Annotated in this window: 16 protein-coding genes and 4 pseudogenes; 8 read left to right on the forward strand and 12 right to left on the reverse strand. The window is 61.0% G+C overall.

Translation table 11 applies throughout. The features are described from left to right. The first annotated feature begins 14 nt into the window (after positions 1-14). Complete coding sequence (locus tag ACFT1A_RS29565) at positions 15-1436, forward strand: acyl-CoA synthetase (protein ID WP_378449912.1); 1422 nt, start codon at positions 15-17, stop codon at positions 1434-1436. Positions 1437-2385: 949 nt separating this feature from the next. After that, positions 2386-2490: a hypothetical protein gene (locus ACFT1A_RS29570; RefSeq protein ID WP_378449913.1), complete on the forward strand. Its 105-nt coding sequence runs from the start codon at positions 2386-2388 to the stop codon at positions 2488-2490. Positions 2491-3173: 683 nt separating this feature from the next. Here the strand turns inward: ACFT1A_RS29570 and ACFT1A_RS29575 are convergent. The 4 genes from ACFT1A_RS29575 to ACFT1A_RS29590 all read right to left on the reverse strand — a co-directional run bounded on the left by ACFT1A_RS29575 (position 3174) and on the right by ACFT1A_RS29590 (position 8088). Further along, complete coding sequence (locus ACFT1A_RS29575; RefSeq protein WP_378449914.1) at positions 3174-4511, reverse strand: MFS transporter; 1338 nt, start codon at positions 4509-4511, stop codon at positions 3174-3176. Beyond that, a complete protein-coding gene (locus ACFT1A_RS29580) occupies positions 4504-5952 on the reverse strand; it encodes a M20 family metallopeptidase (RefSeq protein WP_378449915.1) in 1449 nt (482 codons plus the stop codon). Before ACFT1A_RS29580 ends, ACFT1A_RS29575 begins: the two co-directional genes overlap by 8 nt. Before the next feature lie 577 nt (positions 5953-6529). Beyond that, on the reverse strand, positions 6530-6865 hold the full coding sequence (locus ACFT1A_RS29585) for an ATP-binding protein (RefSeq protein WP_378449916.1): 336 nt from the start codon (positions 6863-6865) through the stop codon (positions 6530-6532). A gap of 761 nt (positions 6866-7626) precedes the next feature. Then, positions 7627-8088: a hypothetical protein gene (locus ACFT1A_RS29590; protein ID WP_378449917.1), complete on the reverse strand. Its 462-nt coding sequence runs from the start codon at positions 8086-8088 to the stop codon at positions 7627-7629. A 331-nt stretch (positions 8089-8419) separates the two neighbouring features. Between ACFT1A_RS29590 and ACFT1A_RS29595 the strand changes: the two genes are divergently transcribed. Then, a complete protein-coding gene (locus tag ACFT1A_RS29595; protein WP_378449918.1) occupies positions 8420-9025 on the forward strand; it encodes a hypothetical protein in 606 nt (201 codons plus the stop codon). Between the two features lie 150 nt (positions 9026-9175). Here ACFT1A_RS29595 and ACFT1A_RS29600 read toward each other — a convergent pair. Next, positions 9176-9940 (reverse strand): annotated as a pseudogene (locus ACFT1A_RS29600) (Tn3 family transposase); the annotation flags it as partial. Between the two features lie 564 nt (positions 9941-10504). On the opposite strand from ACFT1A_RS29600, the gene ACFT1A_RS29605 reads away from it, so the two are divergent. Together ACFT1A_RS29605 and ACFT1A_RS29610 are read left to right on the forward strand one after the other, a co-directional pair. Further along, complete coding sequence (locus ACFT1A_RS29605) at positions 10505-11743, forward strand: hypothetical protein (RefSeq protein WP_378449919.1); 1239 nt, start codon at positions 10505-10507, stop codon at positions 11741-11743. Further along, positions 11743-12360: a class F sortase gene (locus ACFT1A_RS29610; RefSeq protein ID WP_378449920.1), complete on the forward strand. Its 618-nt coding sequence runs from the start codon at positions 11743-11745 to the stop codon at positions 12358-12360. The genes ACFT1A_RS29605 and ACFT1A_RS29610 overlap by 1 nt, the downstream gene beginning before the upstream one ends. 43 nt (positions 12361-12403) lie before the next feature. Here ACFT1A_RS29610 and ACFT1A_RS29615 read toward each other — a convergent pair whose 3' ends face one another. Both ACFT1A_RS29615 and ACFT1A_RS29620 read right to left on the reverse strand, forming a co-directional pair. After that, a complete protein-coding gene (locus ACFT1A_RS29615) occupies positions 12404-12745 on the reverse strand; it encodes a hypothetical protein (protein WP_378449921.1) in 342 nt (113 codons plus the stop codon). A gap of 356 nt (positions 12746-13101) precedes the next feature. Continuing rightward, a pseudogene (locus ACFT1A_RS29620) lies at positions 13102-13272 on the reverse strand (alpha/beta fold hydrolase); the annotation flags it as partial. A 14-nt stretch (positions 13273-13286) separates the two neighbouring features. Here ACFT1A_RS29620 and ACFT1A_RS29625 point away from each other — a divergent pair. Then, the gene (locus ACFT1A_RS29625) at positions 13287-13862 is read left to right on the forward strand and encodes an alpha/beta hydrolase (protein ID WP_378449927.1); all 576 of its coding nucleotides are present in this window, start codon (positions 13287-13289) and stop codon (positions 13860-13862) included. Between the two features lie 351 nt (positions 13863-14213). Here the strand turns inward: ACFT1A_RS29625 and ACFT1A_RS29630 are convergent. Together ACFT1A_RS29630 and ACFT1A_RS29635 are read right to left on the reverse strand one after the other, a co-directional pair. After that, positions 14214-14708, reverse strand: a pseudogene (locus ACFT1A_RS29630) (IS6 family transposase); the annotation flags it as partial. Then, entirely contained in the window at positions 14705-15265 is a 561-nt protein-coding gene (locus ACFT1A_RS29635; RefSeq protein WP_378449922.1) for a transposase, read from the reverse strand. The pseudogene ACFT1A_RS29630 and the gene ACFT1A_RS29635, both read right to left, overlap by 4 nt. A gap of 930 nt (positions 15266-16195) precedes the next feature. Here ACFT1A_RS29635 and ACFT1A_RS29640 point away from each other — a divergent pair. Then, complete coding sequence (locus tag ACFT1A_RS29640) at positions 16196-19477, forward strand: protein kinase (protein WP_378449928.1); 3282 nt, start codon at positions 16196-16198, stop codon at positions 19475-19477. Between the two features lie 243 nt (positions 19478-19720). Here the strand turns inward: ACFT1A_RS29640 and ACFT1A_RS29645 are convergent. After that, a pseudogene (locus ACFT1A_RS29645) lies at positions 19721-19870 on the reverse strand (hypothetical protein); the annotation flags it as partial. 40 nt (positions 19871-19910) lie between these two features. After that, the gene (locus tag ACFT1A_RS29650) at positions 19911-23264 is read right to left on the reverse strand and encodes a hypothetical protein (RefSeq protein WP_378449923.1); all 3354 of its coding nucleotides are present in this window, start codon (positions 23262-23264) and stop codon (positions 19911-19913) included. A 318-nt stretch (positions 23265-23582) separates the two neighbouring features. On the opposite strand from ACFT1A_RS29650, the gene ACFT1A_RS29655 reads away from it, so the two are divergent. Next, a complete protein-coding gene (locus ACFT1A_RS29655; protein ID WP_378449924.1) occupies positions 23583-24977 on the forward strand; it encodes a DUF6301 family protein in 1395 nt (464 codons plus the stop codon). Between the two features lie 40 nt (positions 24978-25017). On the opposite strand, the gene ACFT1A_RS29660 is transcribed toward ACFT1A_RS29655, so the two are convergent. Continuing rightward, on the reverse strand, positions 25018-25560 hold the full coding sequence (locus ACFT1A_RS29660; protein ID WP_378449925.1) for a hypothetical protein: 543 nt from the start codon (positions 25558-25560) through the stop codon (positions 25018-25020). Positions 25561-26147: the final 587 nt, after the last annotated feature.

A 26147-nucleotide genomic window follows, 5' to 3' on the forward strand; every position in this document is an offset into this window, starting at 1 on the left:
GAAATGGAATCACAATGCTCCTGACCGCTCTGCAGCCGAGCTTTCCCGTTCCCGACTCGCCGGATGCACTTGTCATCGGTGATACGCACATGTCTCGCGCAGATCTCTTGCACGCCGCACAGGCCATCATCGCCAGCCTGCCAACCACAGGTGTTGTCGCGGTGAACGCTCAGCCCACGGTGGACACGATTGTAGCCATCACAGCCTGTCTGCTCGCGAATGTGCCGGTTGTCCCCATCCCGCCGGACTGTGGGAAAGCGGAACTCACCCATTTCCTTACCGACTCGGGCGCGATCCACTGGCTGGGTCCTACGCCAGAAATATGCGATGTCCACGCAATCATCAGCGGTAACCGAACTTTGGCGGCCGTACCCCGGGTGGGCACCGACACCGCTCTGGTTGTCTACACGTCCGGCACCACGGGTGCGCCGAAAGGTGTCGAACTCACAGAATCCTCTCTCGCTGCGGGACTCGACGCGATTGCGGAAGCTTGGAGCTGGACTGCGGCCGACATCGTCGTCCACGGACTCCCACTTTTTCACCTCCACGGACTGATCCTCGGAACCCTCGGCTCCCTTCGTATCGGTTCCCGAGTTGTGCACACACGGCCCAAGCCCGCCGCATATGCGGCCGCGAACGGCACCCTCTACTTCGGGGTCCCCACCATTTGGTCGAGAATCGCGGACGATCCAGATGCTGCCCGCTCGCTGCGGTCCGCACGGCTTCTGGTCTCGGGCAGCGCCTCCCTGCCCGTTCAGGTCTACGACCGCCTTGTCGAGCTCACCGGGCAGGCGCCCCTCGAGCGATACGGCATGAGCGAAACACAACTCACACTCAGCACGCGCCCAGACGAACGTCGAAGGGGCTGGGTCGGGCGACCCGTAGCAGGCATGGAGACGCGCCTACGCGGCGAGGACGGCGGTATGGTCACGTACGACGGCGAAACCATCGGACAACTCGAGGTCCGTGGCCCGTCGCTGTTCCGCGGATACCTGGGCCGGCCCGACGACACGGCACGCTCGTTCACAGACGACGGTTGGTTCGTAACCGGTGACCTTGCGGTGCGAGATCCGTCCGGATTTCACAGGATTGTCGGACGCGCCTCCACCGATCTGATCAAGTCGGGTGGTTACCGGATCGGTGCTGGCGAAATCGAAACGAGCCTGTTTAACAACCCCACCGTCAAGGAAGTAGCCGTCGTTGGTCTGCCCGACGACGATCTCGGCGAGCGTCTTGTCGCCTACATTGTTCCGGCGGACGACCTCCGTGACAAAAGTCAGATCGAACAGGAACTGATCGAGTACGTCGATGAGCATCTGTCACGGCACAAGCGACCGCGCGAGTTCCGCATCGTCAACAGTCTTCCTCGAAACGCCATGGGCAAGGTCCAGAAGAAGCTTATTATCGAACAGGCGAAGGCAGTTTCGCTCTCGTAAGTGAAGCCATACTCGTCCGCCTTCTCACTCGGGGCGGAAGCGCCCAAACATTCGGGTTGAGCGGCCACCTTCTCCAGCGCGGGTGCGGCTTCCCGTATGGGTTCATGCACCGCCGGTTGGCCAATAGTCCTCGAGATGGATGAGGAGTGTGTGGGGAGCGGATGACTCAGGTGAGGCGTCGAAGGACGAGAATTTCTATCGACGGCGTAGACTTTCTGGGCAGCCATTAACCTAGTGAAAGGCGCTCGACCCGGTAAGTCGGTCGAGCGCCTTCCCTATTCGGAGACACTAGTGACCAGAGAGCGGCGATTCCGCTGCCTCGGAAAGTTTCTGCAGTATTGCATGTGCTTCCAGATCGAAGAAGAAGGGCGTGCCGCTGTGATCCCGGCAGAGAAGGCGGCTGCAGACACAACTGTTCGAGTTCATCGCGCCAGCTATCACCGACTGTGTGCGTGCTGCTATGTTCGATCAGGCGCGGTCGACCCGCCCCGAGTCGGTGCCTCGAATTTCGGGGCGTGGCAGTGTCTGTAAACTGCTGGCGGTAGCGTCAATGGACCCGGTTGTCTCGCGGCATCGAGCGCCGTAGCCCTTCGCTACTGCGGCAATACGGACGGTCGAATCTTCTTCTCCGGCAACGGAGAGGCATTGTCAAGTTTGTTGAGATCGGTTGATCTGGGATAGCCCAGTGGTGTGAGTACAGGGGGTTCCGGTTTCCGCGGGAGATCATCTCCCGCTGCGTGCGCTGTATCTCCGGTTCCCACTCTCGTTTCGCGAGATCGAGGTGCCCATGACCGAGCGTGGGGTCGAGGTCACCTATGAAAAGATCCGCGCCTGGTGTACCCGGTTCGGACCGGAATACGACCGCCGGCTGCGTCGCCGTCAGCCGCCAGGTAGGGACAAGTGGCATCTCGATTAGGTCGTCATCAAGGTCGGTGGGGGGCGGAAGTACTTGTGGCGGGCTGTGGATCAGCACGGGAACGTGCTCGATATCCTCATTCAATCGAAGTGGAGGGGAGGGCTGCGAGTGCGAGCAGGTTCTTCCGGAAACTGCTGAAGCGGCAGGGATCCCGCCGCGAATTCTGATCACCGACAAGCTCGTCAGTTACCCGGTCGCGCACCTGGAGACGACGTCGTCGGTGAATCCCGGCAATCGAATGTTTGAGACAATCGGGCTGAGAGTTCGCATCAACCGACTCGGCAACGTGGACGCGCGATGAAAGGGTTCCGCCTAGCGGTGCAGCGCAACGGTTTCTGGACTCGTTCAGTCGTATTTCACCGCATTTCCGCCAGCCTCGGCACCGTATGATGCCACCGATCACCGCACCGAAGTCGTTATCCGGTTTCAGGTGTGGGATCAGGTCGCCGAGCTGACCCCGGCAGCATGAACTCCGGTCACAGATTTCCCTGCTGCACCCGAAAACTTTTATATACCAAACAAATGAATAGTTCCAACGTCCGCACGCCCCCCGAAATCACACGCCAGGATGTTTCTCATCTGACCCAAGTCAGCGCCCGTGAAGACATGTCTAGAACCTTCAAACGGAGTACACCAGATCCAGCTTCGTTAAATTTCGTCACTCACCGTGAAAGCCTGCTGTGGGAGGTGTGGGTAACCCACACCTCCCACAGCTTTGCTCTTGCCGCTCATGTCTCGAACGGGACCGGATTACGGCGAGGACGCTGAGCGTCCCGGAACACTACGGAGCAAGCATGCGATGTTGCCGGTACATACAGCAATCAACGGAGATTGCGGGTGCGCGCAGCAAAGATCAGTGCGGTGATACTGATGACTGCGATGCCGCTGACATAGTAGGCCGGCGCGATGGGCTGTCCTGTGGCCTGAATCAGGAACGTGACGACCATCGGAGTCAGACCGCCGAAGATCGGAATGGCGGTGTTGTAGGTGAATGCCATCCCGGTCACACCAGTAGCGGGTGTAAACGAATCCATCATCACGGTCGGCAGTGCGGCAAAGTACACCGCTTTCATCACAGCGAGTAGCGAGATCACGATAACGAGGACGGCGAAAGACCTGGCCGCGAGTGCCCACACAAACAGGGGGATGATCAGGACACCGATTCCGATCGCAGTGGGGATCATGAGTCGTACACGCCCCGTTTTGTCTGACAGATGACCGACAAAAGGGGTTACGAACGTCAGGATGAGCCCAGCAATTACGAGTGCTCCAAATGACAATTGGCTCGGCATGTTCAACTGCGTGATGGCATAGGTCGGGATGTACTGCAGCATCGCCTGCACTGCCGTGGAGACCGCCAGGATGCCGCCCGCAATAAGAATTGATGCCTTCTCGCTGCGGAAGAGGACGCGGGCTGAGGATGTGGGCTCGCTCCCTTGGGCACGCGCATGCGGAACGTCTGGAACGTATCGGCGAATAAAGTATCCGGCCGGACCGACGAGGAGGCCGAAGATGAAGGGGATACGCCAGCCCCAGTTGTACATGTCCTCTGAGGACAACACGCCGGAAAGGACTGCGACCATGAGTGCGGCGACTACAGTTGCTAAGCCTTGAGTGGCGGGCTGGAAGCTGCCAAGGAAACCACGACGCTTCTGGTTCTGCGCGACCAGCAGAGCGGTTGAGGCCCCAATCTCGCCTCCGGTGGAGATGCCCTGGATGATTCGTCCAAGAATGATGCCGAGGGGTGCGAATATGCCGATCGTTTCGTGGGTAGGCATGAACGCAATAATGGCTGTTCCTATAACCATGAGTCGAATGGTTATAAGGAGGCCCTTTTTGATTCCATGACGGTCGATGTAGGCGCCGATAATCAAACTTCCAATTGGCCGGGCTACGTAGCTAACGGCGAAGACCGCGAAGGTTTGAATGAGTTGGACCGAAGAGCTTTCGGAGGGAAAGAAATTTTGACCGATGTAGACTGCAAGAAGTGCGTAAATGGTCATGTCGTACCATTCGAGCGCATTTCCAATAGTGGCAGCGGCGACTGCTCTCACCTGAGACGTCTTTTTCGGCGCTGCGGGTTGCTCGTGGACAGTCAGCGCTATCGGATCCAGCGCAGTCGAGGTGGAATCGTCATTTCGGGGATTTGAATCATTCATTGGTGGCTCCGGTGTGATGGAGATATGAGTTCCGTGCACTGCCTGTCGTGCTGTCCGAAAGTAGATCCGGGACCTCATGTGCGAGGTCGTAGAACAAGCCTGTCGCGATCTGCAAGCCCTGCCGCGCAATGGAAACCGGCATGTGTTCGTCGGGGGCGTGTTGGAGGCACCCCGGATACGAATGTGGCACCAGAAAAGCGGGGAGCTTGAGGATGGAGTCGAAGATGTAGGCCGGCCCTGATCCTCCGAGGCTGGGCAGGACGACAGGCGTGGTCCCTGTTGTACGTTGAATTGAGTCGCGGACCCAGCTCACCCAGGGACTTGCCACATCGGTTCGGGCTGCCGGGAACGACAACCCCGTTTGGATCTGCACTTGTGAGAACCCGTTTTGGTCAAGGTGCCGACGAATGGCGGGCACGATGTTCGCCAGTTCCGTCCCGACAACGAACCGGAGTTGGAGCGCAGCCTTGGCAGTCCCGGGAATAGCATTGATCGGGCGGTCAATATCGGCAGCCCCAAGCGCCAGTACCTCCAAGGTGTTCCATCCGTACAGCTTTTCGGCCGGGGTCAGCGTTTGATCGCCCCAACTGATATCGATGGCAGGATCATTGGGTCCCTGTCGAATTGTCACCTGATTGAGCATCTCTCGAACCTCAGAAGGAATCCCACCCGTGGGGAGCAGTTCGGGCAGGAGGAGGCGTCCATCTCCGTCGACCATCGAGCTGATTGCCGCGGCGAGTACAGTGGCAGGGTTGCGGAGGAGCCCGCCCCAATTTCCGGAGTGATACGAACTAGGTCTGAGATCGACTGAGGCAGTGATGTCGAGTAATCCGCGTGCGCCGAGAATGACAGTCGGTGTATCGGCATCGATACGAGGGCCATCCGACACGATGAGTAGATCTGCGGACAAACTCTCGACATTGGTTCGAACGAACTCCAAGAGATCTGGTGAGCCGATCTCCTCACCGCACTCGAACAGGAACTTGAGGTTGAAGCCCAGCCGTCCCTGAGCAGTGATGAGCAAGCGGAGCGCAATTAGGTTGATCCAGTGCTGCCCCTTATTGTCCGCAGTCCCCCGACCGTAATAGTTGCCGGCTTCCTCGACTACTTCCCAGGGAGATCGGCCTGACGACCACGAGTCTTCGAGCCCGTTGACGACATCGGCATGCCCGTAACACAAGACGGTGGGAAGATTCGGGTCTTCGTGGCGCGTTCCAACGAGAAATGAGTTCCTGCCGCCATTCCAGTTGTCGTGGCGCTCGATGGAACAGCCCAGATCAAGGAGCGCTGGCGTGAGAATATCTGTTAGATAGTCATGAATCGCACGTTCCCCTTCAGGGCTGCCGCTCACGGTTGGATAAGAGACCAGTCTGCGCAGATCTTCAAAGAATGCGCCTGATTCGACGTAACTGTCGGCCTGGCTGAGAAGTGTGGATTTCACGGGTACTTTCATCCTCTACGTATCGTGGGTTCTGGTGGGGGGGGGGGTGCCTCAGTCGGCTTTGTAAGAGCCACCCATGAGCTCCATGGCCGTTCGATCGCAACCAGACAGCTCCGCCAACGAGCAATTCGGTCGATATCAGGGATATCGACCGCCCATTCAGGCGTGACCCGCCACTCAGCGCAGTAGTGGGGCTGGAGCTGCAGTCGGTGCACCGTTCGATCATGGTCGGGGTAGATCGAGTTCACGGCGCGTCGCAATATCGAGTGCCAACTCGAATCGCTTCTAGTCGTTACTCCGACCAGACCGTGCGTCGCCGAATTGCGACGCGGACCCCGGGCGGACCTCGTTGTCCGTGAGCAACACTCCACAGTCGACTGTGGTTCATTCAGTGAACCAATCGGCTCAACTGTTGATCCAGTGTATGCCCGAGACTTGCAACACGTCAATCGGAGAAATTCGCGGGGCCCACCCTCCTTGAACCTTGACCTGTCAACGTCGGATGAAAAGCCATCGGTGATCGGCGGACGAAAATTCACCAACTGGCTTGATCAGTCCCTGCTGGATCGGTTCTTGGTCAGAAGCTCTCGGCGCGACCGGATGCGGTAGGAGTTCGGCTGGGAGTGAGCACTTCGGCGTGATGCACGCGTCGGTCGATCACCGTTGCGGTGACGACGTCGTCGTCGGAAAAGGCTTCTCTCCATCGCCCGAACGGGAGGTTGGAGGTGACCATGACCGAGCCTTGTTCGTATCGGGATGCGATCAGTTGGAAGAACAGGTTCGCCGCGTCCTGGTCGAACGGGATGTATTCGACGTCGTCGATGATGATCAGTTTGTAGCGGTGGGTCTTTTTGAGTTCGGTTCGAGTCGCCCGGCACGATAGGCGGTGCTCAACCGCGTGATCCAGTTGCACCCGCAAGGTCGGGCATCGGGCACATTGGTGTCGCGTGAATTCGCTCGGCAGTGCATGAGAGCCACCCACTGCATACCGGATGTTCTGTTTATAATCGAAGGTGCGTGGCCGCACGGATGCATGGTCCCGCGTCGCTAGTGGGTCATCTGAGTTGTGTGCTCAACGCAGATGACGTTCAACCGTCCCGGCTCATCGTGCAGAGCCGGGACTTCTTCGTCTTCGTTGTTGAATCGCCGAAGCTTTTCCCGACTACTTGGTAGTTCGTTGACTACGAGTCCGACTCCAAGGTGCAGCGTCCTCAAGGCGGAATGCTTGAACTGCCCTATGCGACCACGGTGATGTCTTGTCGGCTGGAGGCTCGATAAGGGTGGACGATCCGTCCGCCTCGGCATCGACACTACCCACACACTCGGCGAATGCGGCATGGCATTCCGTTGCTTCGCAGAAGGATCCGACACCACCCCACAGGAGGCGGAGAATTTCTCTTCCACATCGCGGCGGCCCTCGCGCAAATGGCTCGCCGCATGATTCGCCGAACGCACCCACGGCCGCCGGGTGCCACGCAAACATAGTGCGGTGCGACTCGGGCTATTCAACCTATTCTCCGGATAAAGATAATGTCGCCCAACAGTATTCGATATCCAATGTTTGTGGGTGGCGATTGTTCGATAGCGGAGGGTGTGTTGCCCGCGGAATGGGGCCTCGGACGGGATCACTTCGGTGTCAGTGGAACCGATCTTCTCAAGCAGTCGCTCTAGTGACTACACCCGCAATCCGCGGTCGACCACGATTCTGCTGACCGAGGGCTCTCCGCTCTTGAGGATAAGGAAATAGAGCTTTCGGCGCGGGATGAGCCCGATTCGTCCTACGCGGAACTGGCCGTCCTTTCCGCTCTCCAAATCAACGATTAAGCGCCACTCGGCTTCTTCCTTGAACGCCTTCTGCTTCACCTGCGCAAGCGATGTCGAGGCGACGCCACGGAAGGTGTCAGGCCACGGGTAGGTCTTGGTGCCGTCTTCGATGGCCTGGAGACCAGCCGCGATCGTCGCCGCTTCCGCTTCAAGGAGAGGTGCCGCCGCGGCCGCACTGTAGTGGACCTTCCGGGGCTGGTCGACGGGGTGGACAGCGAACTGAGGGTCTGTCTTGAGGGAGTCGGGATCGACGGTCAGGAACTGTTTGACGGCTGTGCTGCTGAACGTGCGAAACGGGCGATTCGCATACACCGTCGCGTACCTCAACGACGCGCAAGAACTCACCTACGGTCGTCCAGGATTCGCCGACACGTTGGAAAAGGCGACGGGCATCCATCATGCCAGTCGTCGCCGACGGTCTCCGAGAACTCGCCCTTCGCCCGTTCGGGCGGTATAAATGGCGTTACGTCGACGGCGTGATGAAGGGCCCTCGGCGAGGTGCCTGCGGTTGAGCAGTCAGCCGCAGGCACTGATCACACAGCGGTTAAACTACGCCGTTCGGTCATGAACCGAGAAGTAGATGGTCGAATTGCGAGCGCAGCCCGCCGGGTAGGACGAAGTCGGCGCGGCTGTTCAGGTCTTGGTGCAGAACAGTATCGACGAACCGGGTGATATCGGATCATGGTGGCAGACCGAGGAAAGTGCGCAAGTCGTCGCACGCTTGCATCCGAGCCCCGTCGACCTTGCCGACGCATTTCGCGATGACAGATGGCAAACCAGGGAGGCGCGAGCCTACTGGCTGTGGATCATCGAAAGCGACGAAAGTGACGATGATCCGGAATCGTACTCGGCGACCCCCGAGTGGATCGTGGAGTTCCTCGATGTCGAACTCAGTCCTCTGACGGACTTCCGAATCTTTGCGAAAAACAATGATCCAGAGGTCGAAGACGCTGGCGTGTTGACAGTTCGCACGCGATTCTTGCTGTGGAACGCGTTGTCCGACATCAGCGTCGATATGGACTCGTTGACGAACGATTGGTCCGAGTGGGCGTCGTCAGTGAAGGGAGACATGCCCTTGATGGTTCAATCACAGCCCCGCGAGTGGTGGCGCGAGATGTCCAGATCGGCTGAGGGACTCTGCACTGCCGCTCGTCTTGGGCGCTGGGACGTGCTTCTTCCCCGGATCCCTGCGGAAGAAGCACTGAGTTTCACTCGCAACACGCACGGAGTACATGGAGGCGGCGCGTAAAAGGATCAACCCGACGGGTCTCGCAGGGCAATACGAGTCTCTTCCCGCCTCGGAGGAAGACGAAAATTGGGGCGAGATACTCGGCGCACTCACCACGCACAGCCGCTATCGCTGACCCCAGTGGATTCCGGGCGCTGCTAGGAGTGCTGATCAGAACAGGGTGTCGCGGACCTGCAGCGGCCGGTCGAGCCGAGGCCAGCTCGCCCTCTATATCGACCTCGATCGCGCCGAAGAAGTTGATGTTCTCGCTGTGCGCGGGCGAGATGTGGGCGAGAACCTCGTCGTCCAACCGCCGCCCCTCCCGGCGTATCTGGTCCACCGCGAGCCCGTAATGCTCTGTTGTCCAATCGATTACCGCGTTCGTGGAAAGGGTCAGGCACCAGGCTTGTTCGGTCTGTGCCTACAGGTGGCGGGCCCGGATCATGCCCTCGTGCGCATGGAGTAGGTCCCGGCGCAGGGCGTGCAGGGATTCGCCCTTGTTGAGCTGGCGGGTGATCTTGCGCCGATAATCTGGGTCGGACAGGTATTTCGCGGCATAGATGGTGCGCCGCAGCGCCCAATACCTCTTGAGCGCCGCCGCGAGGGTGTTCTGCCGCCCGGAGGCGGACAGCTTGCCGACCAGCAACGACGCGGTGGCGTGCCCGAACTTCAACGATCCCGCCAACCTGAGTAGACCAACGTAGTTCTCGGCGGTGAGAGCCAGATTGCACCGCCGGGTCAGCAGCGAACCCGCATGCGGGAACCGTGACCGGGCCCGGCCGGTACAGGGTGATCTTCCCCAGATCACGGATCCTGCGCGGTGCGAACCTTCCCGAGGGACTCGACGACACCCACCGACAGCAGCGTCAGAGTGGAGTCGGTTCTCATGGCGATCTGCGGGAGCGATCGCAGGGATGCGCTCCCGGCGCTCCTGTCGTCACGATCGCGTTGTCCTTGATGCCTACCTCCCGAGATGGCAGAGGCGGGGGAAGCGGGCGCGGCGCAGACCACACCTGAGCGGATGTGGTCGCCGCTGTGGGTAGTTCGGCGACGGTGTCAGCGGAACATACGGACCCTGGCCGTGTGCAGGAGGTAACTGAATCGCGTTCTCTATTTCCGAATGGATAGATTTATGCGCTATGTCACGTTTTCTGTTTTCCCTTACTTCGCGTTGGTAATGTCCCAGTTATCTACAGGTTGAACGTCCAGTATTTCATGGGGGATTCGACCGTGGTTTGGTGACTGCAGTGAAAAGTCCTGCATTCCAGTAGGTGTGAATGATTCTGCTGGGCGATGCGGATGGGTGAAAGTGTCAACCCTCATGCTGGCGCGACCACTGTGGCGCCGAATCATTTCATGTGTGGTGCTGCGGCTATCGCGGATTTCTCCGTAGGTGCGGCCTGTAGTTGCTTGTTTGCAGTGTGTTGTCTTCAGTCGAGGTGGGTTTGCCTACCCCGGCGTCCGTGGCGGTAGTTGAATATTGAAGGGTTTTTGATGTCGATGAATTCTCTGACTCGTGGTCGCCGTGCGGCGATGGGTGCGGCGATCACTGCGTCCGCGCTTCTGGGGGTACCTGCAGCCGCGGCTGCAGCTGATGCCGAGGTCGCCGCGGTGGTGGGTGCTGTGAGCGGGACGGATACTGCAGATGACGCGAACCCCGCGCAGGATGCGGTGGACCGGGCAGGGGAGTCGGCTGCGCTGACACTGACACCGACACCGACACCGACACCGACACCGATCGGTGGGGTGGATGTCGCCGGTGACGTTGGCGGTGAGGCGGGTGCGGAGTCTTCCACCGATGAGCCCGGCGGTGGCCGGGATGGGGTGGGCGAGGGGTCCGAGGTCGGCAGTGACGTAGATACCGTTGATGTGGTGGTGAAGGCGGAGTCTGCGCCGCCCGTATGGACGTCGCCGGACGACGGTATCGCGGTGGGTGGTCCGAAGTATTCGGTGTCCGGGGAGGGTGTGACGGTGTATTACCCGTCAGGGGAGTCTGCGCAGATCGGTGAGCATGTGAATCTGACAATTCGTAACCCGGAGACGGGGGAGACGATGCAACTCGGTACGCAGATCGACGGTAACGGGCAGTGGTCGGAGAAGTATGTGGGGCAGTCGCCGTGGGTGGTGAATATTCGTGATCATCCGAACTATCCGGGGTGGGGTGGGTACGAGATTGTCTGGGTGCAGGTCTACGACCAGAATCATCATTTCGGTGAGCACGGGGAGCCTCCGGTCCCCTCGACCCCGGTAGTTCCCACGGAGCCGACGGAGCCGACGGAGCCGACCGTTCCCACGGAGCCGACGGAGCCGACGGAGCCGACGGAGCCGACCGTTCCCACGGAGCCGACCGTTCCCACGGAGCCGACGGAGCCGACCGTTCCCACGGAGCCGGGTAAGCCTGTGAAGCCGACTCCGGGTGGTCCGGTGGTCGTTGTTCCGGTGGTCAACATTCCGCAGATCCCGATCGATAATCCCGTGGTGCCGACGTCGGGGCCGTCGGGGGAACCGGTTCGGATGGTGACCTCGCATGAAGGGCATCGGGTGTACGGATACGACACCCCGGTCGGGACGTTCGTGCCGTTGGCGTACGAGGATGCGTTGGTCTTCGAAACCGGTGCCACAGCGAGTCCGTCGTCCCGGTTCGCCACTGTGGCGGGTCCATCGGTGGCGCTGACCGTGGTGGCCGGAGCCCTTGCGGGCGGTGTGATGATGGTGCGACGTACCCTGCGCCGCAACTGATGTCGTGCAGCCGTTCTCCGGTTGCCGCGTTGGCGGTGTGGTGTGCGGCGGCGATGATCATTTCGGGGTGTGCAGGCGCGGGAGCGCCTGCACACCCCGAGGTATCGCCGCCGGCGTACGTCAGCTCTGCTCAAGCATCTGAAGCGGAGTCCCCGGCGGGTAGTGTCGTTGCTGCTCCGCCGCAACGTCTCGACATTGCGGCGCTGGGGATTTCGAGCACTGTCGGGGTGATGGAGTCAGGGCAGTGTCCGGTGTTGAATCCGCCGACCAGTGATCGCGCCTATTGGGTGCAGTGTCGGGCGCAGCCGGGATCGGATTCGGATGGAACGGTGTTCGTGATCGGGCATGCGGTCGCGGGCGGGGACGCGATCTTCAACATGCTGCCCGACATCACGGTTGGAGCAGATATCGTCCTCGCGACCGTCAACGGGACTATGGTCTACCAGGTTGAGGACACCGAGGTTTACACCAAGCATGGTGAGGCGCAACAGTCACCGCAATTGCGTGCCCGTGTTCCGGGCCGGTTGGTGGTGGTGACGTGTTTCCTCGACGAGGGAAGGGTGACGGACAAGAATTTTGTCGTGTACGCCACCCTCACTGCAGCGTACCGACGTTGACCGAGGCTGCCGCACCACGTGGTCCACAATGAATCGTGTTTCCTTACCGGAAACTTGGCGCCGCCGAGGGCCTGTCGGCGCGGACGGTGTCGGTGATGTGTCGGGTGTTGCGTTGGCCGAGGAGTGCGATGACCGCGCGGCAATAGAGATTTTCGAGCATCCCCGGAGTCTTGTGTCCGGTCTGGCGCATGATCGCGTGTGCGTCGGCGCCGTTGCGGTAGGCCGGGGTGACGAACCCGGCCCGCAGGGAATGCCCACCGAGCCGGGCGACGAGAGGCTTGTCGTAGCCGGCGGCGGTAGCGCGGCGCCGGCCCGCTGCATGGACCGCAGCCCCGGACAGTGCTGTGGTCGAGAGGTTTCCGCTCTTGGCGATCGACCGGAACAACGGCGTGTGGGGCGGAGGCTATGGGGACTGTTCCGCGGCACAGGTGTCCGTCGAAGCCCGGCGCTGTGCGCAGCAACCGGATCCCCCTGTCCGGTTGCCGCGCTCATATGCGGCGACGACCTGCAACCACCGCATTTAGCGGATCCGCCGGCAACTCCTGGTGCCCGTGAAGCGCGCACCGGGTATCGAATCGTCGCCAATCCGACGCGTGCGCCCGCACGGTGCTCGGGGACTTCGACTCCGCTACCGACCTCGCGATCCGGGCCCGAACATCCGCCTCGACCAGCGTGTTCTTCGCGATATCGGCCATAAACCGCAGGTTACCTGCGGCTACCGACAGAGTTTCGGGCGGAAAGGTGTGCTGACCAGGTCTTTGAAGACCGGCCGTGGCCACGACGGTCGTGTGCGATGGCACGGTAACCGGCGTCGGCGAGCACCTTGAGTTCCAACTGCCAGGCGTCCGAGGAAAGGGGCCAGCCGTGGCTGAGCAGCACAGGCTTTCCGGTGCCCTGTTCGGTGCAGTAGATACAACTGGCGCAACCTGTTCGAGTCCGCCGGCTACAGCACGGTCGCGCCGAGCTGGCCCGACGACCCGGACAGGGTTGCGCAGGCCCGCCAGCACCCCGAGGTATTCGCCGGCAAGGGAATCGTCGCCATCACCACCCACATCGCCGAAGTGATCTCCAAGCTGAACAATAAGCCCGCGATTGTCGGCCATTCCTTTGGTGGACTCATCACTCAGAAGCTTTCCGGCATGGGCCTCGGCCGGGTGGCGGTCGCCATCGACCCCGCACCTTTCAAGGGTGTTCTTCCTCTTCCGCTGTCAACGCTCAAGTCTTCACTGCCAGTGCTCGGCAACCCTGCAAACAAAGGCAAGGCGATTGCGCTCATTCGATCAGTTCCGATTCGGCTGGACGAACGCCCTCACCGAGAAGGAATCGAAAGAGCTTTACGACACTTACCATGTTGCCGCCCCGGGCAAGCCGCTCTTCCAGGCCGCCCTTGCCAACTACTCCTTCACCAGCGAAGCGACCGTGGACACCAAGAACCCCGCCCGCGGGCCCCTCAAGATCATCTCGGGTCAGAAGGACAACACCGTCCCCTGGGCGATCGCTAACGCCTCGTTCAAAGCAGCAGCGCAACAAGGCCATCACGGAGATCCAGGAGATGCCGAACCGTGGCCACTCCCTCACCATCGACAGTGGCTGGCGAGAGGTAGCCGACGTGGCGCTTACTTTCGTGCAGCAGCACCTAGCAGCACCTAGCAGCGACGGCGGCAGACACCAGGAACGCCGAACGGCCGTAAGACGAAGAGTTGACGCCACGGCGTGACTCCATTCCGGAAACACAGGTAGGGCGGCCGCGAGCGTGCGGTCGCCCTACGTGCGCCGGGCACTGTCACGTTATTCGAAAAGCCTAGCAGCGACGCCTGTTTGAGGCAGTCTGTTATGGGGCACCGCCGGGCAGTCCGGTTGTTCAGGTACTTGGATCGGCGGTGCTCGACCGAGGCCAGCGTCTCGCGGTGCGCCACCTGGTAGCTGCCCAGCTTGTTGGTGATGATCACCCGCGGCACATAGTGAAAGCCCTTGAGTAGCTTACGTAAGAATCACTTGGCGGCGTTGCCATTTCGTCGGGACTGGACCAGCACGTCGAGCACGTTGCCGTCCTTGTCGACCGCACGCCACAGATAATGTTGGCGGCCATTGATTCGGATGAAAACCCCGTCGAGGTGCCACTTGTCACCGGGCCGGGACCGCCGTCGACGCAACTGGTTTGCGTATGCCTGCCCGAACTTCGCGCACCACCGCCGGATCGTCTCATAGCTGACCACGACACCGCGTTCGAGCATCAGTTCTTCGACTTCACGGAAGCTGAGAGGGAACCGAAATCAAAGCCACACGCAGTGGTTGATGATCTCGACCGGGTAGCGGTGACCCTTGTACGACGGCATTGCGGTGGTCATTCCACATTCTCCCAGTTTGTCGCGTTCAGCAACGTGACAGTGCCGTCGTTCGACACCCTCGGACGTGAATGCGATCTGGTGATTCCGAGGTTGGTGAGCAGTTCCGATAACAATCCGGAGGTCATCGAGGTGCCGCGGTCTGCGTGGACGGTGTGCGGGACGATTCCGTTACGCTCGATTGCTTCGGAAATGAATTCGGCGGCCAGTTCGGCACTTTCGTGCGCAGCCACGATCCATGACGGGTTGTAGCGGGAATAGATATCGATGAGCACGTACAGGTGAATCCACACGCCCTTGGTGGGACCGCGAAGCGCGGTGATATCCCATGTCCAGACCTGTGACGGTCCGTCTGCAAGGAGCTCCGGGGTCGCCTTCGGTGGATGTGTCGCTGTTCGTCGGCGTTCACGGTTTTGACCGGCCGCGGCGGCGATCCGGTACAAACTCGACACCGAACGCCAATAGTTTCCCTCGTCGAGTTCACGGGCCCATATCTGGCATATAGCAAGGTCAGAATTCTTGTCGCTGTTGATGACGGACAGAACCTGAGCGCGCTCCAATGCAGTGAGCGCCTGGCCGTTGTCGGGAATTGCCCTTGGTTTCTTGGGGCCCAGAATTGGTGGTTGCTGGTGACGGTAGTGGGTGGCGCGGGATCGTCCGATCAGCCCACAGGATCGTCTGGTGGGGATTTCAGCGGCCCGGAGGTCGGGTGAACGTGCTGTTCAGTGCGTCTTCGGTAAGGGCGGTTTGTCCGTGCTCTCGGAGATGGATTCCAAGAGCATGTGAAGTTTTCCCATGATCTCAAGTGCGGCCTCCGTCTGCGTCAATTGCTTTGCCAGACGATTATTCTCGCGTGTCAGACGGGCCATTTCCTTACGCGTCGCAGCGTCGTTGTCGGGATTGCTCGCCGCTTTCGGTCGAGACTTCCCGGCCGCTGTAGTTCTGGCTCGCGCCCATTCTCGGAGTTGGGATTGGTACAAACCTTCGCGGCGCAGGACTGCAGATTTTTCGCCGTGTTGGTGCTTGGTTGTATTCGTCGAGGATGTTGTTGCGGTATTCGGTGGTGAAGGTTCTTCGGGTCGGTTTCGGTGCGGGATCTGCCGGAGAATCTGGTGTAGCTGCGGGGTTCGGGCCGCTCATCGCTGATGCTCGTTTCATGCCCTCAATGAGTGATCCCGGTTGACTCCGAGTGTCTCACTAAATCCTGACAGCGAGGGAAGCGCCGGTTCCTCGAGGTGATCTGGCGCGAGAGCTTCGGACCATAACGACAACTGAATCTCAGGCCGCGATCGCGGGGCGGTCGGCAAAATGCGGTGCGCGTCGTTCGCGTACCTGTGGTCGGGCGCGCATTCCTGCTCCTGCTGAGCAGCAGCGGATCACCCCGGCGGGACACGACTTGGCTGCGATATCCTGAATGGGCATCACCTTGGTTGTGAGCACGTCCGCCCGACTATCGGGGGGAGACTCGGGTGGTCGAGAGTGAATACCTGATGACCGACAACGATCCGCTCAGAACCCAACGTGACGTAGCTGCCGCCGTCGCGGAGATGTTGAGGGCGGCGGGCTTCTACGATGCCGAGGAGATCGGCCGCGGCGGCTTCGGCGTTGTTTACCGGTGCACCCAGACGGCACTGGAGCGGACCGTGGCGGTGAAGGTGCTCATTGCAGAACTGGACGAGGAGAACAGGGAACGGTTCTTCCGAGAGCAGCGGGCAATGGGGCGGCTGACCGGGCATCCGAACATTGCGGCGGTGCTGCAGGTCGGTATCACCGACGACGGTCGCCCGTATCTGGTGATGCCCTATTATGGGCAGGGTTCCCTCGACACCCGGATTCGGCTCCATGGCCCGATCACACCGGAGGCGGTGTTGCGGCTGGGAGTGAAGATGTCGGCAGCCGTGGCGACCGCGCACCGGGCTGGGATCCTGCATCGGGATATGAAACCGGCGAATATCCTGATCACCGACTACGGCGAACTGGTGTTGACAGATTTCGGCATCGCTCACATCACCTACGGGTTCACCACCGCAACCGGGACAGTCGCACGATCCCCTGCGTTCACTTCTCCGGAAGCGCTAGGCGGAGATCCATCATCGCCCGCCGCCGACGTGTACGGGCTCGGCGCCACCCTTTTCGCCGCGTTAACCGGTCATGCGGCGTTCGAGCGACACAGTGGCGAGCAGGTGGTGGCACAGTTCCTGCGGATCACCACACAGTCGGTACCCGACCTGCGTGAGCACGGAATCGACGGGGACCTTGCTGCGGTGATCGAACACGCGATGGCCCGCAATCCAGAGGACCGACCCGAGCCTGTGGCACTCGGTGAACGGCTTCAACAATTGCAGGCCCGCGGCGGGTTCCGGGTCGACGAAATGGTCTTGCGCGACTACCGGGATACTGCGTTCTCCGCGGAAGGCACAGCGGCGCCGGTACCGTTGACCACCGGCGTCACCCCGTCGCCCACCGGTGGCGCGTGGGGAGGTGGGGGTTGCCTTCCGGCCGAGCTCACGACCTTCGTCGGACGTCGTGCCGAACTCGCCGAGGTGAGGGGATTGATGTCGCAGTCCAGGCTGGTGACATTGACCGGGATAGGCGGGGTGGGCAAGACGAGGCTCGCGCTGCGGGCCGCGGCCAACGTGCGAAAGGCATTCGCAGGCCGTGTGTGGCTGGTCGAGTTGGGCGAGTTGCACGACGGGGCGCTGCTGGCGGACGTGATCGCCACCGCGCTGGGACTACGCTCCCAGTCGACGCGGTCGGCGAGCCATGTCCTGGTGGATTTCCTGGCGCCGCGAGAGGCGCTATTGGTCCTTGACAACTGCGAGCAGGTGATCGATGCGGCAGCGCGACTGTCTGAGACCTTGTTGTCCACCTGCCCGGGCTTGCGGATTCTCGCCACCAGCCGCGAGGTCCTCGATATCGGGGGGGAGGTGGTGGTGCGAGTGCCTCCTCTGATGGTTCCCGGTTGGGATGGGTCACTCGTGCACGGTTTGTCCAGATATGACGCGGTTCGTTTGTTCGCCGATCGCGGTGCCTCCGCTCTGCCGGGCTTCGAAGTGACCGAGGACAACGCCGCCACCATCGCGGGGATCTGCGCTCGGCTGGAAGGGATTCCGCTCGCGGTCGAGCTCGCGGCGGGACGGTTGCGTGCCCTGTCGCCTGAGCAGATTCTGCAGCGCCTGACCGACCGCTACGCGCTGCTCACCCTCGGAATCCGAGGCGCGACGCCTCGTCAGCAGACGATCCGTTTGTGCGTCGACTGGAGTTACGAACTGTGCACCCCGAACGAACGACACCTCTGGGCACAGCTGTCGGTGTTCGCCGGCAGCGTCGAACTCGACGCCATCGAACAGGTATACCGGTACGATGGCGAGGTAGATGACCTGATCGACGTGCTGACCGCCCTGGTCGCCAAGTCCATTCTCATCCGAGAGGACTCGGGTAGCGCGGTGCGATTTCGGATGCTCGAAACGCTCCGTGACTACGGCCGAGAGAGGGCCCAGCGGGCCGGCGAGTTTGTGGACCTGCAGCTTCGGCATTCGCGTTGGTACCGGCAGATGGCACTCGACGCGGAGGCAGCGTGGATCGGTGCCCGGCAGCTCGACTGGACCGCACGTCTGGACCGTGAGCAATCCAACTTGCGGGAGGCCCTTGATTTCGCTCTCACCAACAACACGGATACCGACTCCGCGTTGACCTTCGTCTGTGCCCTGCAACCGTTCTGGTTCTCACTCGGCCGGTTCGGCGAGGGACGGCACTGGCTCGACCGCGCCCTCGCTGCCCCGCCCGGGGTCGCACCCGCAGTCCGTGCCAAGGCCTTGTATCTGGCCTGTCTCATGGCCCCGATCCAGGGCGACCTCGCCGTCGCGAGCGCCCGGGTCGCTGAGGCCCGGGCCCTCGCCGAACGGTCCACGGACCCGGTCGTACACGCATACGCGGATTTCGCCGAGGGGCAATATGAGGTCTTCGCAGGCGAAGTCGCCTTACCGGGTGAGCGATTGCAGGAAGCCCACGCCGTGTTCGCCGCGCATGGCGAAATGTATGCACAGGTTTTGGTGCTCGTCACCCTCGGATGGGCTCGCACATTGCAGCGGGATACCGCGCGGGCACTCGACTGCATCGAGGAGGCAATCACGATCACCGAGTCTCGCGGTGAATCGGTGTTGCGGTCACATGCGCTGTGGGCCGCCGCGGTCGTCTCGTTGGACAGGGGTGATCGCAATCGCGCCCAGGAGCTGCTGCGGCAGGTGCTTGTCCTTGTCCGGCTCCGAAGAGATCCGTTCCTGGCTGCGCAGTGTCTCGAGGACCTGGCTTGGATTGCGTCCGCCGAGGGCAACGTCCGGCGCGCCGCCGTTCTGATGGGTGCGGCGTGGGCACTGGGCCAGACAACGGGCACCTCAAGCGTGCCAGTACCGAACCTGCTCGCGTACCACGATGAATGCGAGCAGAACGTACGCCATTCGCTTGGCCGACGATCGTTCGCGGCCGCGCACCGCGAAGGCATCGCGCTCGATTTCGACGCCGCCATTGCCTACGCGCTCGGCGAAGAACCCGCGATCGCACAGCCCACCACCGGATTTTCGCCCGAACTCACCAATCGCGAGCGGCAGGTCGCCGACCTGGTCTCCGAGGGACTGACGAACAAGGCCATCGCCGCCCGACTGGTTATTTCGCCACGCACCGCCGCAGGGCATGTCGAACACATCCTGACGAAGCTGGGCTTCACTTCCCGGGCCCAGATAGCTGCCTGGGTCATCGAACAGGGCCGACGCTGAACCTCTGCGCAAGTGACTTTTTCTAAGCTGAACACGAGGGGAGGCGTCACCATGCACGCCTGGAGCTAAGCCTGAATGCACCGATGAATTGATCCAGTCGGCGTGAATTCCGTTGCGGGGAATGAGGCGGGCCGTGGGCATGGATGATCGCCCGACCTCGTGTCGGGCTGCTCCACTGGGTCTTTTGTTAACGACGGTTGAAAAGTGGTTCTGGCCCACTTTCCGTGATCGGTCCTGAATGTGTCAGCGACTTAGAAGTATTCGTTTGCGGAGCAAGTCGAAACCAGCTCGTCCATACATCTGCCGTTTGAGCATCTTGATCCGATTGACGTGGCCTTCGACAGCGCCGGAACTGTAGGGCAGGGTCAGCCCGTTTCGGACGGCTGCGTGGTCGGTGTCGAGGCCTCGAACGAAGCGATGCAAGTGCGGCAGATCATCTGCTGCGACGGCCAGTTATGGACTCCGCCAGGACCGCGGCTGGGCCTGGTGCGTGGGAGATACGTTGGAGCAGAGTACGAGTGTCCTCTGGAGTGTCTTTCCAGCTCGTTTGCCAGTTCTCGCGGGCGTCGTCGATGTCGATTTGTTCGATGACGGTGTCGAGAAATGTGGAGTCCAAATCGTCTGTGAGGTGCAAGAATCGGTCGATATCGGTCAGGTTGTGTTTCTGTGGGTTGATGAACGCCGCGAGTATTTCGTCCGTCATCTGGCCGAGCCATTGCACTGCGGCTTGGCGGTCGATGTCGGCTATCGCTTTCAGGTCAGTGGTCAATGTCTCCCAGCCCTCGCTCCGGGGAGCTGGAACGTCCACACGTCGGTCTTTACGTATCCACTGTGCTGCGAGGTCTGGGTAGCGGATTATCAGCGTGGATGGGAAGCATTCGATGATGGTTTCGTTTTGCTCGAGGAACGTGCGTACGACCGATTCGCCGCGTGCACCCCAGCAAAGGTGACGGAGTAGATGTTCGACTGCTGTGAACGGATTCCCTGTGGATGGTCCCTCTTGCTTCGCTTCATCGACAATCCGCAGAAGCCATTCGGTTGACAGGGTAGCCGCGATCTCGTCGGTGATGTCCGTTGATAGGCATGCGAGCCACCAGAAAAGCATGTCGAGACTATGGATTTGGTATTTCTTTTTGCGGTGGAGTGTTCGCGTGGCGGCAGGCCAGTCGACCTTGTGCATCGTGGCAAGGACGACGGCGGCGAGTTCGAGCAGTGTCGGCCGTCTGGAGTTCACGAATTCCATTCGGTCAGAGTCGGACTCGTGAATCAGGTCTTCCTTGTCGAATGGGTTGGGTGCTGACGGGGCGTCCGCGAGCACTGCAACGTAGAGCATGCTTCCGAATGCCCAGTCGAAGAAGTTGGTCGCAGCATCTGAGAAATCACGTTCTATGGCCCTGACTATCTGGTCGGCGCACGCATGGAAGGCTGCTATCGCCGTGTGTGGCGCGATGGAGACAAGCATGTCGATGAGGTCGTAGACCTCGAACGGGTGCGAGTGTTCGTCGCGGTCGGACAGCCAGTCGGTGAGAAGTGTCGGGTCGATCCCGTTCTCGAATTCCTCGCTCCATCTCAGCAGAGCACCGGTCTGCACTTTGGGTGTGAACTCGTTGATGACATGAACCCAGTCCATCGCTGCCCAGCGCACCCCACTATTCGAAAGACGTTCGGCCAGTAGATATGCAGAGGCGGAATGACGGATCCGCTCATACGCGGTGTTGTGGTCGGAACGAAAACTGCTGAGTATCCATCGGTAACCGTTTACTTCTTCGGACGTGATGGTTGGCAGCCAGTTGATGATATTGGTTGCAAGTTCGTGCGCTGCGGCGTCGGAAAGTGGGTGCAACCACTCCGACGACCAGAGCAGGTTGAGGGCAACGCCACGATCCGATCCCGGTGCTGCAGTAAGGCATTGGCGAAGTAGACTGTACGAAACTTCCTCGTCGACGATTGAACTCGCCCATCGGTAGCGATAGATGTCCATGCGGTCGAAGACACGAAAGAGCCAGAACTTCCCGGCGACGTCGATGTTCTCGGTGAGTAGGTTTTCGCGCACGCAGGCCCGGATTGTCGTCCCGATGGCGTCGGTCTCGCGTTGGCCGAGGTTCTGTAGTGCTTTTTCGGCGATACGAATATGGGCAGCGCGGATGCGACCGTCGTGTTCTCTGATAAGCCTCTCGTTGACCAGGAAGGTCAGGGCACTATCGATGCGGGCGGATTGCAGCACACCGTCAGGGGAAAAACGGCTGCTTGCGTGCGTATTTACCATGGCGACGAGGTGCTCATGTGTGACGCCGGCATCGCGTGACGTCATCTGTGCCACGCAGATGAATGCGAGCACGAGTGCTGAATCCACATCCTCGACCGCTCGGTCCAGTGCCCCGTTGATGCGGCGCTCGCCTCCCGAGGCTACAAACGTGTAGAGCCAGGGCTCGGCTGTTGTTCGGAGCGCAAGTGCTAACCGTTTCTCCGGGGTTTCCGAAAACACCGACCACCCAACTCGATCGTCGAGCTGGGCAAGAAAAGGACCAACGGTGTCGATGTTGGTACGGCAGAAGTCATGCAGAACTTTCATTGCCTGAGATGCGGAAAGCGTTTCGTCGTTACGCATCTCCAATCGTTTCGTCGAGACGAGCAGGACTGCGTGAGTGTCGTCCACGGAGGATTCAATGTCGGCAACCACGGCGCGGTCGATAGCTTGGGCATCATCGACGACCGCGAGCACGGGGCCAGGCAGGAGTTGGAATTCTCGGACGTCGGCTAGCGAAGCAACCCCTGCCTGGTTCAACTCGATGACTCGCCAGCCCTTACGGTTCAGTCGTCGCGCAGCGTGAAATGCGGTAATCGATTTCCCTGTGCCGCTCGAACCAGACAGGGTTGCGAAACGTGAAGTGAGAAGACGCTCTGCCAGCCGTTGCGCCGCTGGAAACTCTGGGCATGCATCCACATCCGTTGGGCGGAGGCGTTCTCCCCTCAGTGCGGCCAGGAAGTTTCGGCTGCGCAGGAAGGAGACGTACTTCCATCCGGGGAGAGGAACAGGGCGCGTCAGTTGTGAGGCAAACTCCGCCAGAGCCGAATCAGCGGTGCTATGTATCGCGCCTTCGCCCGAGGCCGAGGGGCTAACACGAACGACGGGCCAACGCTCTTGGAGTGGTGCAAGGAGCGATTCCACGACCGTCGCGTCGCTACCGCTGTACCCCAGCACGACAAGTGTGCGTGGACGCTCCGAGAGTTGCACGACGTGATGAAGCACATCAGGCGGTACCTGCCCGTCTTCGTCCGGCAGCACCCAGGCTTGCTGCGGTTCGGCGGCGTCTCCGTGTGGTTTGTGGAGTAGGCCGGAGGGCAATCGGACGCCGTACAGCTGCTCGTGTGCTCGTTCGAGACACGTATCCCAGTTGTACGAGATCACCGCGTTGACGTGCCCGGAGTTGACGAGTCGAGCGAGGTCGTAATGGGCGCTTGAGGGCTCCCGGTCGGCGTCGAGAACAGCGAACGCCGATTGGAACGTGCGTCGTGCCGGAGCGAATTGCCGAAGTAACTCCCAGCCGAGCTGGAGACTGTCAGGGCTGGACCAGAGAATTTCCTTCGCGCTCCCACTCCCGGAAGTTCGTATGCGCAACTCGGCGAGAGCGACGGGGTCGGATTCGACGGCCTGCCAGAGAAGCGGGGGAAGCTGGTCTGTCATCGGATAGTGGTTCGCTGAAACGCCTGCACCGACGACGACAAGTGCATCGTAGGAACGGATCATTCGGATTGCGTTTGTCAGCTGATCTTCCACCACAGTCATGTTCACAGCATGCCTCACCTGCCCTGACAAGTTGGACTGGTCTCAGGAGGTTGGATCGTGTGCCCTGGGGTTTCCGTTGTTGGTGGGAACGTCGAAATTTCCACGGGGTGATGGCAAGTCTCTGGGGGGAGTTGAGGGCCCGAGACGAGGTGTGCTTCGGACTCCATCGTGCACGCGTAGTCAGGAATACCCGGAAATGCCCATAGCTCCCATATGGGAACTATGGGCATATGTTTCTGCTGGTCGAGCAATTCGCCGAGCGCGGGGTCCTTCCATGCAGGGTCAGGGTGTCGGTGGCCGATGGTAACGTCCGGCCGCGTGAGCGAATCGCCCGTGTTTGATGTTGCTGAAGCGATGCGAGTAGCGCGGGAGGCGGAGCAATTCGAATGGTCGTGGTCGGCCAGTAATATCGAGCAGTTGCAGAGCCTGCTCGCCCCGATCAAGTTGAGTGGTGCGAAGATGCGCTTCGCGCCGAGCACCGAACTCGATATCGTGAGGGTTTTTATCGCGGACATCCCCCTCCATTCGGTCGACGATGCGGAGCGCGAGGCATTGCGGACGGGTTTCGCTGCCCTTCGTATGGATCTGATCGAGGCGTGGGGCGAGCCTGACTCGGATATCGACGGGGACACCAGAAGCCTCGTCTGGGTGTTGGCGCAGGTGGTTGTCCAACTGAACTGTCGGACGCACAGCGTGTCCTACCTCCTATTCCGCCCCGATGCGCACAGGTCGGCTGAAGCAGCAAGACGTGCGCGGCAGGAACAGGATGAGCAGCGCACTGATTTTGCGCCGTTCCTCGCCGTGCTACCGCACATCGCGAACGCGCACCTGAGGTCGTGGTCCCGCTCCGATCTCGATTCATTGTTCGAGGCGGTCGGGTGGCCGATCGACATCAGTAACGAGGATCTGGTCGCCGAACAGAACGGGGACGCGGTGCAGGCCTCGTTGCATGCCAGTCGGACTGAGGAGTACATGGATGCCGACCGGTGGGGTTTCGGAGAGTACCGGGAACTGAGACTGTCACAGCGGCTGTCGTCGCGGGTCATGCCGGAGGCCTATGCTGCCGCACTCCGGTCGTGCGTCGAGTTGCTCGGTCCACCGCCTGTCGTCGGAGGTCCTGACGCGCAGGCGATCTGGCGCGGAGCGAAGGTCACCTACACGCTGTCGACCTCGGGTAGTGGGCTGCAGTTCGCCGCCACGCCGACCGAAGCTGTCGAAGGGCGGGAGTACTGGGAGTCGAAGTGGGATGAGGACTGGGAGTCGCCGCTGAGGTGGCTGGTGACCACTGGGGCCGACGGAGTTCGCTTCGGGACCCGGGATTGGTGGGTCCATGAACGGCCCGCGGAGACGTGGTCGATGCTCGACGACTACATCACCGAACTGTTCCCGTCGCTCGCGGGCGATCTGGCGCTGCTCGCTCCGTATGCGACCGGGGTTGTGTGGGTACTTCGGGTGGCCGACGAGCCCGGACCCTTCGTTCAAGGTTGGTTCGCCGACGATGGTGCGGGTCTGGGAATTCATCTGCCGGGAGCTGAGCCGGTCGTGCGGTCGTACCCACCCTCATTCGAATCGGGCCGCCGGATCGCCGCGGAGACCACGGCGGCATTGCGAAAGTTCGGCGTAGCGTCCCCCACCGACCTTGAAATGGAGGCTTGGGCCCCATGGGGTACTACCCAGGCGTTGGACACGTTCCGGCTGGGGTTCAAACGATGAACCGAGCGCAGGGCCGTCATCTGTCCGATCCCCATGTCGGTCAGACCAGGAAGGTCTCTACGCCCGGGTGTACGACGCTGAGGTCGCAGTTCGCGATCTGGGCCAACTTCACGATTCGGTCGATGTGGTCGGCTGAGACGAACCCGATGCCGTAGCCGTCCGAGCCGGTGTCGAGGATGATCAGCGCGGAGCCGAGTTCGCGGCACCGTGCGGCGAGTGGCCACAGGAAGTTCTCGAGCTCTTCGGGGTCCCAGCGGTCGTCGGACTCGTCGAACTCGTTGACCCAGTCCCAGTTCAGTGCTGCTGGGCAGGCGGGCAACTCGATCAGGGAGTCGCGAATCATGCCAGGGGTGTCGTTGCAATCGCAGTAGGCCATGCCGGCCTCGTAAAGTCCGCCGGCAGCGCGGATGTCGGGGCCGTCGGGATACAGGGTACGGAGCAACGCACTGGACGGAGCCCATGTGCCCGCGATTCTACGACCGGCGATTTCTTCAGCCAATCGTGCCTGGCTCGGCTTCGAGCCGGGTGCGATGAGTTCGACGATCTCGGACAAAGCCTGCGTTATCTGCTGTGTGTCGGGCATGCGGGGAGAGTAGTCGCTGTCACCGGCAGGGGCCCGTCCTGGTTTCCATCAGGTCGATCGGTAGGGGCCGGCGGGGTGTTCGGGTTGGGTGGTGTGGGGGAGTGGTGCCGGGTCGTGCGGGGGTGTTGCGAGGGTTCGTTTTGGGCGATTTTGAATGTTGTTGTGTGTCAGTAGGTTTCGGTATTCGGTTGGTGTTGGGTGGGTTTCGTGGGTTGTGCACAGTGGTGTTTTTGTCAACGTTGAATGTTGTTGTGGTGGTGAGTGTTTCGGTGTTTCGGGTTTTCGGGTTGTTTTGCGGTTTGGTGGGTGGGGGTGTATGATTGGGAGCAATGATGATGACGAGGCAGTGGACGCGAGACGGGGCGCTTTTCGTGACCCTTCCCCTCCTCCCCAGTCTCGTTCGGGTGTCGGGTACCGGTTCAGACGTTGCGATTAATTCGATTGGTGAGAAACAAGATTCGGAATTCAGAGGAGCGAAGCGACTCGAATCGACGGCAACGGCACTCGACCCACTGCGAGCCGCGCAGCGGCTCCCTGGCGGGGAGCGAAGCGACTCGCTCCGTCTCCCGACGCGAAGCGTCGGGAGG

The organism is Rhodococcus sp. NPDC057135 (assembly GCF_042670865.1).
In the GTDB taxonomy this organism is placed as follows: domain Bacteria; phylum Actinomycetota; class Actinomycetes; order Mycobacteriales; family Mycobacteriaceae; genus Rhodococcus_F.

Coding starts and splice junctions, on each gene's coding strand:
- ACFT1A_RS29650 (WP_378449923.1), bottom strand. CDS start 23,264: ATGACTGTGGTGGAAGATCAGCTGACAAACGCAATCCGAATGATCCGT.
- ACFT1A_RS29565 (WP_378449912.1), top strand. CDS start 15: ATGCTCCTGACCGCTCTGCAGCCGAGCTTTCCCGTTCCCGACTCGCCG.
- ACFT1A_RS29575 (WP_378449914.1), bottom strand. CDS start 4,511: ATGAATGATTCAAATCCCCGAAATGACGATTCCACCTCGACTGCGCTG.
- ACFT1A_RS29640 (WP_378449928.1), top strand. CDS start 16,196: ATGACCGACAACGATCCGCTCAGAACCCAACGTGACGTAGCTGCCGCC.
- ACFT1A_RS29660 (WP_378449925.1), bottom strand. CDS start 25,560: ATGCCCGACACACAGCAGATAACGCAGGCTTTGTCCGAGATCGTCGAA.
- ACFT1A_RS29610 (WP_378449920.1), top strand. CDS start 11,743: ATGTCGTGCAGCCGTTCTCCGGTTGCCGCGTTGGCGGTGTGGTGTGCG.
- ACFT1A_RS29605 (WP_378449919.1), top strand. CDS start 10,505: ATGAATTCTCTGACTCGTGGTCGCCGTGCGGCGATGGGTGCGGCGATC.